At 63.0% G+C, this 12,643-nt stretch carries 8 protein-coding genes; 6 read left to right on the top strand and 2 right to left on the bottom strand.

Translation table 11 applies throughout. From position 1 onward, the window contains the following. Window positions 1–63: 63 nt before the first annotated feature. The 4 genes from FAZ97_RS31270 to FAZ97_RS31255 all read left to right on the top strand — a co-directional run bounded on the left by FAZ97_RS31270 (window position 64) and on the right by FAZ97_RS31255 (window position 3,856). The gene (locus FAZ97_RS31270; RefSeq protein WP_158762658.1) at window positions 64–1,311 is read left to right on the top strand and encodes a porin; all 1,248 of its coding nucleotides are present in this window, start codon (window positions 64–66) and stop codon (window positions 1,309–1,311) included. A gap of 63 nt (window positions 1,312–1,374) precedes the next feature. Continuing rightward, window positions 1,375–1,767, top strand: coding sequence for a BON domain-containing protein (locus tag FAZ97_RS31265; RefSeq protein WP_158762657.1), 393 nt, complete (start codon window positions 1,375–1,377; stop codon window positions 1,765–1,767). Window positions 1,768–1,981: 214 nt separating this feature from the next. Next, complete coding sequence (locus FAZ97_RS31260) at window positions 1,982–2,749, top strand: class II aldolase/adducin family protein (protein ID WP_158762656.1); 768 nt, start codon at window positions 1,982–1,984, stop codon at window positions 2,747–2,749. 213 nt (window positions 2,750–2,962) lie between these two features. Then, the gene (locus FAZ97_RS31255) at window positions 2,963–3,856 is read left to right on the top strand and encodes a class I SAM-dependent methyltransferase (RefSeq protein ID WP_158762655.1); all 894 of its coding nucleotides are present in this window, start codon (window positions 2,963–2,965) and stop codon (window positions 3,854–3,856) included. 246 nt (window positions 3,857–4,102) lie between these two features. Here FAZ97_RS31255 and FAZ97_RS31250 read toward each other — a convergent pair whose 3' ends face one another. Then, window positions 4,103–7,786 carry a hypothetical protein gene (locus FAZ97_RS31250; protein ID WP_158762654.1) on the bottom strand — a complete coding sequence of 1,228 codons (3,684 nt, stop codon included), beginning with the start codon at window positions 7,784–7,786 and terminating at the stop codon, window positions 4,103–4,105. A gap of 9 nt (window positions 7,787–7,795) precedes the next feature. After that, a complete protein-coding gene (locus tag FAZ97_RS31245) occupies window positions 7,796–8,590 on the bottom strand; it encodes a hypothetical protein (protein ID WP_158762653.1) in 795 nt (264 codons plus the stop codon). A 533-nt stretch (window positions 8,591–9,123) separates the two neighbouring features. Here FAZ97_RS31245 and FAZ97_RS31240 point away from each other — a divergent pair. Together FAZ97_RS31240 and FAZ97_RS31235 are read left to right on the top strand one after the other, a co-directional pair. Continuing rightward, the gene (locus FAZ97_RS31240) at window positions 9,124–12,099 is read left to right on the top strand and encodes an Ig-like domain-containing protein (RefSeq protein WP_158762652.1); all 2,976 of its coding nucleotides are present in this window, start codon (window positions 9,124–9,126) and stop codon (window positions 12,097–12,099) included. A gap of 15 nt (window positions 12,100–12,114) precedes the next feature. Then, entirely contained in the window at window positions 12,115–12,642 is a 528-nt protein-coding gene (locus FAZ97_RS31235; protein ID WP_158762651.1) for a phage tail protein, read from the top strand. The last annotated feature ends 1 nt before the right edge of the window (window position 12,643 follow it).

Raw genomic sequence — 12,643 nt, 5'->3', positions numbered from 1 at the left:
TTCTCGCCTCGCGCGCGGCCACCGTCACTTTTGCAGTTTCTGACCCACCCAAAGAGCCTATAAATGTCAGCAAGCAGCCTTCGGCCCAATTCCGCCGCACACAATACGGGACCCCATTCGAAACCGACGCGCCTCGCGCTCGCCGCGCGGCGCGCCGGCATGGCCGCCGCGCTTTGCGCCGCGAGCCAGGCCGCTTCGGCGCAGATGCCGTCGAACCTGTTCTTCACCGACTATTTCCAGGGCGTGCCGTACGCGAGCACGGGCGCCTACACGCCGGGCATCTCGCTCTATGGCGTCGTGGACAACGCGATCGGCTTCACGAAGGGCGCGCAGACGGCGTTCGTGCAGCAAAGCGGCGGCGAGTGGACCTCGAAGTTCGGCATGTATGGCGTCGAGGATCTCGGCGGCGGCTACCGCGTGCGCTTCGCCCTCGAGAACGGCTTCGATGCATCGAACGGGTCGCTCGGCACGGCGAACACCATGTTCAACCGTGAAGCATGGATCGCGCTCGGATCGGCGAAAACCGGCGAGGTGAAGTTCGGTTTGCAGGATGCCGTTGGCGTGCCGCTTTTCATCGACGTGTTCGGCGAGGTGCTGTCGGTTTCGACGGTCGCCTATCTGGCCGGCTGGACCTACGACCTCGGGCCCGGCGCGAGCTACCAGCCGCTGCACATCTCGAACGCAGTGAGCTATTCGTCGCCGTGGTACGGCCCGTTCAACGCTCAGGCGCTGATCCAGATGCACAGCGCGGACTCGACCGCGCCGACGCTCACGAACCGCTCCATCGCAGTCAACTACTTCGACGGCCACCTGTTCGGCACGATCAGCTATTTCGGCAACTATGCGGTCAACGGGCTCAATCCGTCGCAATACGTACGCACCGACAACATCTCGGGCGGCCTGCTGTACGACGCCGGACACTATGTGCTTTCCGCTGGCTACAGCTTCCTTGCCCCGCGTCTTGAAGGCGACCGCGTGTCGTCGACCTACACGCTCGGCGCCATCTACCGCTATCTGAAGCGCAACGACTTCCGCGCCGAAGTGGTGTATCGCACCGTGGGCGGCTGGGTCGATCACTCGTACGGCGTGACGCTCGGCTACGACTACAACCTCTCTAAACGCACGGCGCTCTATGTGCGCGGCTCGGTGATCCACAATATCGGCACCGCGCCCACCTATAGCCACTACCCGTACCCGTACACGCAGCAGCCCACGCTCGACAACGTCAGCAACGCCTATTCGACCTCGAACGGAACGCAGTTCTACAAGACGCCGCACGTCGTGCTGATCGGCATGTATCACAAGTTCTGAACGTGCTCGCGCACGACGATTCGAACATCACGACACATCATCCATTGACTGGGGAGAAACGACATGACGATTCGCCATTCCGTACGGCTTGCCGCCGCCCTGCTGTTCGCCGTTTGCGCGAGTGTGCATGCGCAGGGCGGCAACGCTGCCTCGAGCGCTTCCTCAAGCGCTTCCGCCGCGACGGCCGCGCCCGTTGCGGCCGCCTCCGCGCCAACCGACAAGCAACTCGCCGCGAGCGTGCGCCAGGCGCTGCGCGCCGCGCGCAAGCAGGGACTGAAGTCCACCTATATCCGCGTGCGCGCGCGTGACGGCGTCGTCACGCTGAGCGGCGTGGTCGCGAACGAGAGTCAAATCGCGCTCGCTACTTCAGTGGCACAGGGCGTGAGCGGCGTGCGCAACGTGACCAGCAAGATCGAAGTCCGCAGCAGCGCGGGCGCGCCCATGGGCAACCAGTAAGCGCCTCGACGCGCGGCGCACGGCGTCGCGCGTCGTTTCACTCATTGAGCATCGTGCTTCAGAGCATGAGCGGCTTGTCGACTAGCCGACAGTCGTTGCGCCCGATTTGAGCGATCATTCGTCTACGCCTGCGCTGCCTGCCGTGCCTTGAGGGGACACCCGGCCATGAGGCGTCACCGAAGCTGTCCAGACCGAATGATTGAGGAGACTCGATATGGCCGCATCTGATCTCACCCTGAAGCCTGCTGTTTCCGCCGCCGAATGGGAAGCGCGGGTCAATCTCGCGGCGGCGTACCGCCTGACCGCGCTGTTCGGATGGGACGACCTCGTGTTTACCCATATCTCCGCGCGCGTACCCGGACCCGAGCACCATTTCCTGATCAACCCGTACGGGATGATGTTCGACGAGATCACCGCGTCTTCGCTCGTCAAGATCGATCTGGAAGGCCGCAAAGTGTCCGACTCGCCTTACGACATCAATCCGGCCGGCTTCACGATTCACAGCGCGGTGCACGCGGCGCGCGAAGACGCGCTCTGCGTGATGCACACGCATTCGGTCAACGGTGTGGCCGTGTCGGCCCAGGACGCGGGCTTGCTGCCGCTTTCCCAGCAGTCGCTCGGCGTGCTCGCATCGCTCGGCTATCACGACTACGAGGGCATCGCCCTCAACGAAGACGAGAAGCCCCGGCTCGTGCGCGACCTCGGCAACAACACTTATCTGATGCTGCGCAACCACGGTCTCCTGACCGTCGGCGCGAGCCCGGCGGATGCGTTCGTCGCGATGTACTTCTTCGAGGCGGCGTGCATGATTCAGGTCCGCGCACAGGCGGGTGGCTCGAAGCTTCGGCCGATCGCCCAGCCGATTCTCAACGGCATCCGGCAGCAGATCGCCACCGTGACGCGGGGCGTCAGCCCCGGCGCGCTCGCCTGGCCTGGACTGCTGCGCCGGCTCGACCGGCACAATCCCGGTTACGCGGCATAGTGCCCATGCGCCAGGGGCGTGTGGCAAGCGTCGCGCGCGACGTCATCTAAAGCCATCGCGGCGGCGACGCGAGCGCCGCCGCGCGAGGCGTGCGACGGCGTGCAATACGCCACGCAAAACGATGCTAAACATGGGATCGGCAAACCGGCTGGCCAGCGCGAGCGCATGTAACCGGGTATCGTGTGGACTATCCAGAACCCACCCCTCTCGCCCATGATTCCGGTCCAACGCCATCGCGTCTTCGCACACCTTGCACTGAAACGGACTGCCGCCATCGCCGCGGCGTCTCTCGCCCTCTTTGCGGCCGGGTGTGCGACATCCACACAGCAGGCCGTGCACAGTGCGCAGACGCAACCCGCAGCCGCCACGTCACTCGATGCCGCGATCGCTGGTCCAGCCCGTAGCGAGCGGGCCAAAGCGCGCGACGTCTATCGGCATCCGAAGGAGACGTTGCAATTCTTCGGCGTCGAGCCCACGCAAACGGTGCTCGAAATCGCGCCGGGCGGCGGCTGGTACACGGACATCCTGGCCCCGTGGTTGCACGATGGCGGCCATCTTTACGAGGCCCAGTACATCAGCACGTCAGCGGAACTGGCCGCCGAAGACCGCGACACCGACGCCGCGTTCTTGCGCAAGCTCGCGGCAACCCCGGCGCTCTATGGCAACGTCAAGGTCGGCACCTTGCATGCAGGCGAGTTCAAGGGTTTCGAGGCGCAAGGCCAGTTCGACGTGGTGCTCACCTTCCGCAACATCCACAACTGGATCAAGGACGGCCAGATTGACGACAACCTGCGCGCGTTCTATGTCGCATTGAAACCCGGCGGCGTGCTCGGCGTCGAGGAGCATCGCGCGCGGCGTGGCACGACCGTGCAGCAAATGATCGACAGCGGCTACGTGACCGAAGAGTACGTGATCGAGCATGCGCAGGGCGCGGGCTTCGTGCTGGCCGCACGCAGCGAGATCAACGCGAATCCGAAAGACACCAAGGATTATCCGCACGGCGTCTGGTCGCTGCCGCCCACCTACAAGGGCGGCGACGTTGACCGCGCGCGCTATGCAGCGATTGGGGAGTCGGATCGCATGACGCTGAGGTTCATCAAGCCATAACGTGGATGCTGTGTGCCGGCGCGACATGTTCGTTGCTGCACCGGCCCCGCGCACTCCACCGTGTCGTTCACGTCGGTCAAGCGAATCATGCGCAGGCGCCGGGCATCGAACAGGCTCGAGGTTTTCACGAAATCTCGATCTACTATCATGCTATTGCGATAAGTATTATTATCACGACGCATCTGTTTGTATGTAAAACCAGGTGTCATGAAAACAGATCGCCGCCGCAACAAGGTTTCACCAGGTTCACGGGTACGGGGGCGGCGTTGACGGAGATTCTTCGAAGAGTTTGGCCCGAACACCGTCAGTGAAGAATTTCTGCGCGACTTCCCGGTCGGCCTGGCTCGGTGAACCGTCCCACCAAAGGCGAATTTTTCCCGCCAGCGCCATCAGTTCGAGAAAGCTCTGCGAGGAAGCGAATAACGCAGTGCTCGTCATGACGAGCATCGCTGCACGCTGCTGCGGCGCGGTCCAACTCTGAGTCGTCGTGAACGGTGCAGCGGACAGGACGACCACTATTTCATCGACGTAAGGCTCGGCTGTTGACGTGACCATGCCTCGCCCATCGCCCGCCGTGCGAACCAGACTTTCGAAGGCGGCACTCGTTTCCCGGCCAAACAGATTCGCAAGGGGTTCAGCTCTATCGCGGGTGACCAGATGGAATCCAAGCATGCGCAACGCAAGCGCGATGACGGCCGGTGGCGCCTCGTCACCCGGCATGGGAAACGGGGGGCCGCGGCTCTTTAGTGTCATACGCACGAGTGTTGTCCAGTCTTCCAGCGACGGTTCGAATGGATTCACGGTGAACAGGTTCGCGGGTCCTCTGCGGTTCGCAATGCTGATGATCAGGTCGACCTGTGCCGCGAAAAGCAGTTTGCCACTGGAATCCATGCTGAAATTGTCCCAAGCTCTCCTGATTGCTGCGAGCCAATCGAACTTCTGCCCGGCTGCTTGCGCAAGGGGCAACCATTCTTCAACGGTCCGCTTGATCTGAACTGCCGGTTCCGGGGAGTAGCCGTCAGCAAGATTCGGAACCTCGATTAGTCCGTCCACCCTCTTTTGCAGATCCTTTCGAAATTCCTCGACGACGGCGCGCAGGCCAGCGGAATCCAGTTGATGGAACTTCAGCCCGGTTGATAACGCGTCAAGCGCCCAAGTTAGATCGTTCTGCGTCTTGTTAGTGCCACTCAGGGCAGTGAGTTGCGCGGCGGTGCCGAGAACGAGTGCAATCAAGCCGGCGTTGGTGCGAATCATGTCAACGAACTGCTCCAGTGCGCCGAGATCGACTTCCAGTGCGGCGGGATTGCCTTGCCCATAGACCGCTTGATCGAGACGCACCCTGCCGGAATAGACAGACGACCACGCCGGCGTTGTCGGCAGCACGCCTATCACGTCGGCCAGGTACCGGTAAAGACTGCCCTTCGGCTGCACCGGCGTAAATTCGCTGAACAATATGGGCCGAAGCACGTCCTCGAAGTTATCGAGGAAAGCGGCGAATTGCGTTGACGTGTCGCGCAAGTTGCGAAGCTGTTCCAACTTCGACAATGGCTCCGCCGGCGTTCCTTGCTCCGGAATGCCGCCCGTCGCCGGGAGTCCGCCCGGAGGCAACGGCTGGATCGGCTGGGCTGGCACGCTCTCTCGCAAGTTACCCGACTGCGAGTATCGGAACCGAAAGCGCGTGTTGGAGCCGTCGACCTGAATGAGCACGGAGGCATTGCCGATAAGCACGGCGTCAAGCACCGATGAGTTCGGAGCGGGAACGCGCGGTGTCCGGTCATCGGGAGTCGGGTTGGCCACCGCGCTGATCAGCGCAAACTCCGGCATGTCCGCCGAGAGTGCGAGCGCCAGGTCCTTGACCACAGTGCACAGAATATGTTTGTCGTCGCCCGTCAATGCGCCCGATTGCTGACCAGAATGTGCGCGGTTTTGGCGCGGCCTGCGCACCTCGGCGAGATTCATGCGCGTTTCGAGCTGCTGCCACAACCGGTCGAGGCCGCTCCCGCTCAGGTCGATTTCCTCGGCGCCGCGCCGCCATTCGCGGGAAATGAAATAGAGGGCGTCCAGTATCGTCAGACGCATTCTGGGCTGCTGCATCAGCCAGCCCGTGAGATCGTCCTTCTTCAGGCGATGTTCAATGGCAACCTGCAACGTGACGTCAATCTTGTACACGGGTAAGGTCCTGACGTCGCCATCCGCTATGGCAATGTTGCCGGCGTCGTTGCGAATCGCTGCGATCTCGCGGTTCAAGGCGAGTGCATGCATTTGCGAGCGGTGCCGGAGCATCCATTTGAGCACCTCGCAATCGATCATCGCGGAAGAGTCTCCCGACGTATCGAACAGGCTCGACATGTACTGGTCCAGATCGCCGGGTTCATAGGTGACGAATAGCGGATGCGAAAAATACGAATAAGTCTTCGCATAGGCCTTGTCCCGCTCGCCCATCGAGACAAGTTCGAGATAACCACGATCGGTCAGGAAGCACGAGAATACGTTTTCCGCCATCAGCTTCTTCAGATGTCGCACCATCGCCTCCAGGCGCCACGACAGCTCGCCCATTTTGTCCAGTTCGTCGATCACGAGAACCGGCGCAAGGCCTGCGCTCATCAGCCATTGCAAAAGCATTGGCAATACACGGTCCAACGTTCGCAGCGTTCGATCCGGAATGAAAGTGCGCTCGATCTCTCGCTCCTGCCGCGTCTTCGACGACGACGAATGCCTGAACACGATCGACGCCCCGACGGCCGTCGCGAGTCCGAGCAGCGTGGCGGCCCATAGCGCGTGCTGCCCGGCCGCCGCGCCTCCCATGACAAGCGCACCGGAAGCAATACTGGCGAATGATTTGAGCAGATTTTCGTTCTGCCAGGCAAATTTCGATTCGGTGTGCGTTTCACGCGTGTCGGTCGCTGTATTGCGGTCAGTTTCGCTGAGCTCGCCCGAGATTCGCTGATGGGCCATACAAAGGCCAGTGAGCGCAATGAGTTCCCGCGCACCCTGATCCGCTACCGGCTGCCGCCCATCTTCGCTGCGGCCGGGCACGCCCAGAATGCCGGTCGAAAGCGCGCCGACGCCCGCATAGAATTCGCGTAAGCGAATGGCGGACGGGTCCTCTATCAATTCCAATTCGAACTGTGCCGCTAGCTCGGTCCATTCCGCGACGTCTTGCATCAATTCGTTACCCGACCCGGATCGCCCGTCCCCCGCCTGCGCCGCCGCTCCAGCGACCGGTGCGGGGTCGTTGATCTTCGCAAGAACCCACGTTCGAAACGCGGCCGCATACTCGCGCACGACGGCACGATGCAAGCCCAGGATTACTTGCTCCAACGCGCGCTGAGCATGTTCCTCGACGCTATCCGTGACGACCTTGCGATCAGTCGGAACGGTGTCTGCCGCGTCGTCGTGTTCTCTTGCGGCGGCACGCTCCGGCGCCGGAGCTTCGCCACCGCCAGTGACGGCGGTCTCTTGCGACTGCGCGCCGGGTTCGCGCTCGCGGCCCGTCTGCGCGGATGGCTCGTCTGCGGGCACTGTCGGCGCCGCTTCCCGCGCGCCTTCGTCAGGCTCCGCGCGGCCGGCTATCTGCTGGCCTTGCGCGGTGGCCGGCGCTGAGGCAGCGTCGCCGTCAATATCATCGTCGGATAACTCGCTTAGCGAAAGAAACAGACTCGGACCGTGCAGTACGACCAGCAACGGCCGCATTCTCGTGCGCTTCGCCTTGCTCTCCAGCATGAGCCGATGAACCACGTCGGCGACCATGGTTGTCTTGCCCGCGCCACGATGCCCGGCGATGAGGAATGAGCGCCCCTGAATCTGGCCGTTGCAGTATCGACGCAACTCGTGCTCCAGAATCCGGTTGGTCTCCGAGCGCATGGTGATGACCGGTTCGTCCCCGCCGGGGTTGAGCGGGTCGTACATCGGCTTGATGCGAATGACCATGATCGCCCGCTACTGGTGAGCAACATTGGCTGTCGATGCCGCGGATGCCGCACCCGCGGGCCGACTGTTTTGTTCCACCGGCATAAACGCCGCTTCGAGCGCGGCGAGCCCCATGAGCACCGCGCCAACCGCAAGCGCAACGGCCACGAGCAGGCGAATCAGCGCAGGGGAGATATACCAGCCAGATGACGACGCCCCGCCGAATCCGCCCCAGTGACGCCGAAACGAAAACGGATCGGCCTGCGTGCCAAGCAGATTGGTGAAAATCTTGAGCGCCCCGCGAGCGAAGAGAAATGTCGCGGTACCCACCGCGGCAATCGCAATCAGGCGGACCAATCCCGTGAATAACAACGGGATCATTCGCGCAATTTCGGTGAACCAGACGACGACTAACCGCGCCCAGTCGACGCGTTCCGTCGAACCCGATGTCGACCCGCGCGTTGCATTTGCTCCGGCGCCTGGTGCGTCCGCCGATCTAGCGGCGCTCGCCGTCCCGCCCTCCCCGAGCGCGGGCGGCTGCATGCCCGTGGCCGAAACTGCGGTCGGTGCGGTTTCGTATTGCGCGCCAGGCGATGGTTGCGCGACATGAGCAGGCGCTTCCTTTTTAGTCAGATTGGCCTGACCGGCATCGCCCGAAGCCTGCAACACAGCGTTCGGACGCTCGCCCGCCGTACTCGCTGCGGAAACGAAAATGGCGAGAATCGTCAGCGCCCTGGCCTGCTTGAAGTGTGCCCTTCTCGCTTCACGCCGCGCACAGGCGCGAGTCCCCGGAGGTGTCTCGCCGACGTATCGGATCGATTCCATCGCATCCTCTTCACCGCGTGTCTGGCAATGCTGAGAATCGAGTGTAGGCGCTTATCAGGCCAGCGCAAGTGCGCATGGTCAGCGTGGTTTCGACACACGCTTTGCCTGATCGCCTGCCAAGCTTTACTTTATGGAAGCGCTCGCCTAAGGTAATTCTGAATACCATCGAGAGATTCGCACGTAATCGGCAGCATAAGCCAACTCGTCATTCGCCTGGCAGCGTAACGCCATCCTATTTGGCTTTATTGCCCATTTGCCGAACCGGCGCACAATTGCAAACGTGTGCCGTCTTCCAAAGGGATTCGTCCGCATCTGCACAGTGTATGTTCCGCCTTCCCGGCATACAGGAGTCTGACGCGAGCAAACAATCTAATTAGCATTCCTTTATATTGTTTGCATTCTTGCTTGAGTGAAATCCATTGAATACCGCGTCGTCACATAGCGGTATGTGAACTTCTGTGCAGCACGCTGCGCAGGAACGCAACCTTGCCGCGACAGCGCGATCTCGCGCTACGCAATGAGGGGATGTCTTCATGTCCACGCTCACCTATCCTGGCGTCTATATCGAGGAAATCCCCAGCGGGGTCCACACCATTACGGGTGTGGCCACATCGATTGCCGCGTTCGTCGGCTGGGCGCCACAGGGGCCGGTCAACGCGGCCACGCTCGTGCAGAGTTGGGCTGGGTACGCTGCCGTGTTCGGCGGGCTCGACGCGCGCAGCCAGCTTGGCTATTGCGTAAGCCAGTTCTTCCTCAATGGCGGCACGCAGTGTTATATCGTGCGGCTCGTCTGGGACGGCACGCTTCCGGCGGCAAGCGGCGCGCCCGCACCCTGCGCAACGGCTTTTTCGAACAGTATTGGTTATCCGGAAGCCACCGTCACCGCGACGATAGGCAACGTTTCCGGCGCCATCACGCTGGGCATTGGCGCGCCGCCGCTCACGGCCATTGCGGTCGAACCCAATCTCCCGGCCGGGTACACACCACCGTTAACCGTCTTGCCGCCGCCCATGCCGACGGGCGCCACCATGACGCTCTCAGCGCTTCCAACGTATGCGGACAACAGCCAGCAACCCGCTTTGGGCGGCGTGAAGTGGACATCGCTCCCGGCAGGGATGGTGTCAATCGCAGGCAACGTGGTCACGGCGATGAACAGTGGAAACGGCACGGTCACTGCGACGGACGCATCGGGTGTGGTGTCCGGCACGCTCGCGATTCAGGTCGTCAACACGTTGTTCTCGAAGCTCGCGATCAACGCCCCCGGCGGCTCGCTCAAAGTCGCGCCTGGCGAAACGCTCGCGCTGAGCGCGACGGGAGAGTATGGCGGCGTCACCCAGGATCTCACCGCCCAGGTGGGCTGGGGCCCCCCCCAGTGTTTTCTCTCGCCCCAGAGCCCTGGTCTGTTCACCGCGCCCATCAATGCTGTGCAAGGGACGACGGTGCAGGTGAACGCGGTGCTTCCATGGAGCGCACCCGGCGGCACGGCGCCCGCGTCGGCCACCATCACCATCGCACCGCCTGCCGTGCTTTCCCCGGCGATCTATCCGCAGAATGCCACTACGGTGCCGAGCGGGCCGGCGATCCAGTTCGCGGTATACGGCTACGAATCCAGCAAGCCGACGGAACTGGTTGCGTTGCCGCAAGCGGATTGGCCTATCACGTCGAGCGACGGTACGGTTGCCTCCGTTGCAACCGCCACGGGCGTCGTCACACCAGGGAATGCGGGCAGCGCGACGCTCACAGCGACGTCGACGGCCAATCCGCTGGTCACGCTCACCACCACGCTGACTGTCTCGGCCGCGCCCAAGCTCAGCGGCATCAGCGTCTCTCCCGCATCGGTGTCGGTGCCGCAGAACGAGACGCAGCAGATGACGGCGACCGGGCTGTACAGCGATGGCAGCACGGCCGACCTCACGAATATCGTGACGTGGAGTGTGACGCCGGCTGGCACAGCCGGCATTACCGTCACCGGTCTGCTTACAGGCAGCAGTCCGGGCACCGCGGTCGTGACGGCGAAATGGCCGACTGTGCCTGATAGCGCCGGCATACCCGTCACCGTTACGCTGCGCGAACTCGAATCGATCGCAGTGACAACGCCGGCCGTACCGCCCTGGCTGAAACCGGGCCAACCGGTGCAGTTGACGGCGACCCCGACTTACTCGGACGGCCCCGGTGCGTCGGTCAGCACGTCGGCAACCTGGTCGGTCTCGCCGCCGCAGTTCGCGCAAGCCCTGGGTGGCAACGTCGTCGCCAACGCGGCGGGCGCGCCGCTTACGCTGTTCGCGGCGAATCCCGGCGTCTGGGGCAATACGCTGATGGTGGGCGTGACGCTGCAACCCAACAACAGCAACTTCAACCTGATCGTGCAGCGAAGCGCGAGCAACGGCCGCGTCACGACGCTCGAAAGCTTCCTCAATCTCTCTGTCGTGCCGACCGATCCGCGCTACGTGGTCAACGTCATTGATAACACGTCGAACTACATCACGTTCGTGAGTCCGGTGAGCGGAGCGATCGTCGCGCCAACCGGCACGCCCGCGGCTACGCCGCCCGTGCCGCTAGGCGGCGGCGCGGACGGCGCCGTGCTCACGCCGGCCACGGATGCGAACTTCGAGAACGTGCTGCTCAATACGCCCTCCGGCGGCATTGGCCTGCTCGACACCGTGGATATCTTCAATCTGCTGTGCGTGCCCGGCGAAACGGATACCGCGACCATTTCGCAGCTGCAGGCGTATTGCAACAAAAAGCGCGCGCTGTACATCGTGGACGCGCCGCCGCTCGCCACCGAATCCGCGTTGCAGGCGCAAGGCCCACTGGGCACGGCGCCGGGCGGCACGCTGCAGGGCGGCATCACCGGCACCTATGCGAGCAATTCCGCTTATTACTTCCCGTGGGTCTCGGCACCCGACCCGCTCTCGCCTGGCAACTCGAAGCTCTCTCCGCCGTGCGGCTTCGTGGCCGGCATTTACGCCGCCACCGACGCCACGCGCGGCGTCTGGAAAGCCCCGGCCGGCATCTCCGCGGGCCTGACCGGGCAGAGCGGCTTGCAATACGTGCTCACGGACGACCAGAACGGCAGCCTCAATCCGCAGGCGATCAACTGCCTGCGTCTGTTTCGCGTGTACGGCGAAGTGGTCTGGGGTGCGCGCACGCTCGCGGGCAACGACCAGGCTGGCTCCGAATGGAAGTACGTTCCGGTGCGCCGCCTCGCGCTCTTTCTCGAATCGAGCCTGTACGAAGGCACGCAGTGGGTCATCTTCGAGCCGAACGACGAAAAGCTCTGGGGGCAGATCCGGCTGAATATCGGCTCCTTCATGCAGTGGCTGTTCCTGCAAGGCGCCTTTGCGGGCACGACGCCTCAGGAAGCGTACTTCGTCAAATGCGACGAGGACATCAACACGGACGCGAACATCGCACTGGGCATCGTGACCGTGCAGGTAGGCTTCGCGCCGCTCAATCCCGCGGAATTTCTCGTGATCGAGATACAGCAGATCAATAATCAGTCATCCTGAACGATGAGGTGAACGATGGCACTCTTCCCCGCCAATCCCAAGCGCCTCGATCCGTACAAGAATTTCAAGTTCCGCGTGAAGTGGGACGGCGTGTACGTCGCGGGCGTGAGCAAGGTGAGCAGCCTCAAGCGCAGCACCGAAGTGGTCGAGCACCGCGCGGGCGGCGACCCCTCCACCGCGCACCGCTCGCCTGGACGCAACAAGTACGAACCCATCACGCTCGAAGGCGGCCTCACGCAGGACATGCGCTTTCACGACTGGGCGGCCCTCGTCTGGAACTTCAATGCCGCGCTCGGCGCCGAAGTGTCGCTCGCCAATTTCCGCAAGGACATCTATCTGGAGCTTTACAACGAGGCCGGGCAGCTCGTGATCGCGTACAAGATCTACCGCTGCTGGGTCTCGGAGTATCAGGCGCTCCCCGATCTCGACGCCAATGCGAACGCCGTCGCCATCGAGCACATCAAGCTCGAGAACGAGGGCTGGGAGCGCGACACGAGCGTGTCCGAACCGCAGGAACCGACACTCAGCGCCGCCGTCACGTGAT

The organism is Paraburkholderia acidiphila (genome assembly GCF_009789655.1).
Lineage (GTDB): Bacteria > Pseudomonadota > Gammaproteobacteria > Burkholderiales > Burkholderiaceae > Paraburkholderia > Paraburkholderia acidiphila.
Note: the sequence above shows the minus strand (reverse complement) of the source record. Positions and strands in the feature narration are given on the sequence as shown.

Bases quoted from the DNA above. Each gene is read 5' to 3' on its own strand.
- FAZ97_RS31260 (WP_158762656.1), top strand. From the start codon at position 1,982: ATGGCCGCATCTGATCTCACCCTGAAGCCTGCTGTTTCCGCCGCCGAA.
- FAZ97_RS31270 (WP_158762658.1), top strand. From the start codon at position 64: ATGTCAGCAAGCAGCCTTCGGCCCAATTCCGCCGCACACAATACGGGA.
- FAZ97_RS31245 (WP_158762653.1), bottom strand. From the start codon at position 8,590: ATGGAATCGATCCGATACGTCGGCGAGACACCTCCGGGGACTCGCGCC.
- FAZ97_RS31235 (WP_158762651.1), top strand. From the start codon at position 12,115: ATGGCACTCTTCCCCGCCAATCCCAAGCGCCTCGATCCGTACAAGAAT.
- FAZ97_RS31250 (WP_158762654.1), bottom strand. From the start codon at position 7,786: ATGGTCATTCGCATCAAGCCGATGTACGACCCGCTCAACCCCGGCGGG.
- FAZ97_RS31265 (WP_158762657.1), top strand. From the start codon at position 1,375: ATGACGATTCGCCATTCCGTACGGCTTGCCGCCGCCCTGCTGTTCGCC.
- FAZ97_RS31255 (WP_158762655.1), top strand. From the start codon at position 2,963: ATGATTCCGGTCCAACGCCATCGCGTCTTCGCACACCTTGCACTGAAA.
- FAZ97_RS31240 (WP_158762652.1), top strand. From the start codon at position 9,124: ATGTCCACGCTCACCTATCCTGGCGTCTATATCGAGGAAATCCCCAGC.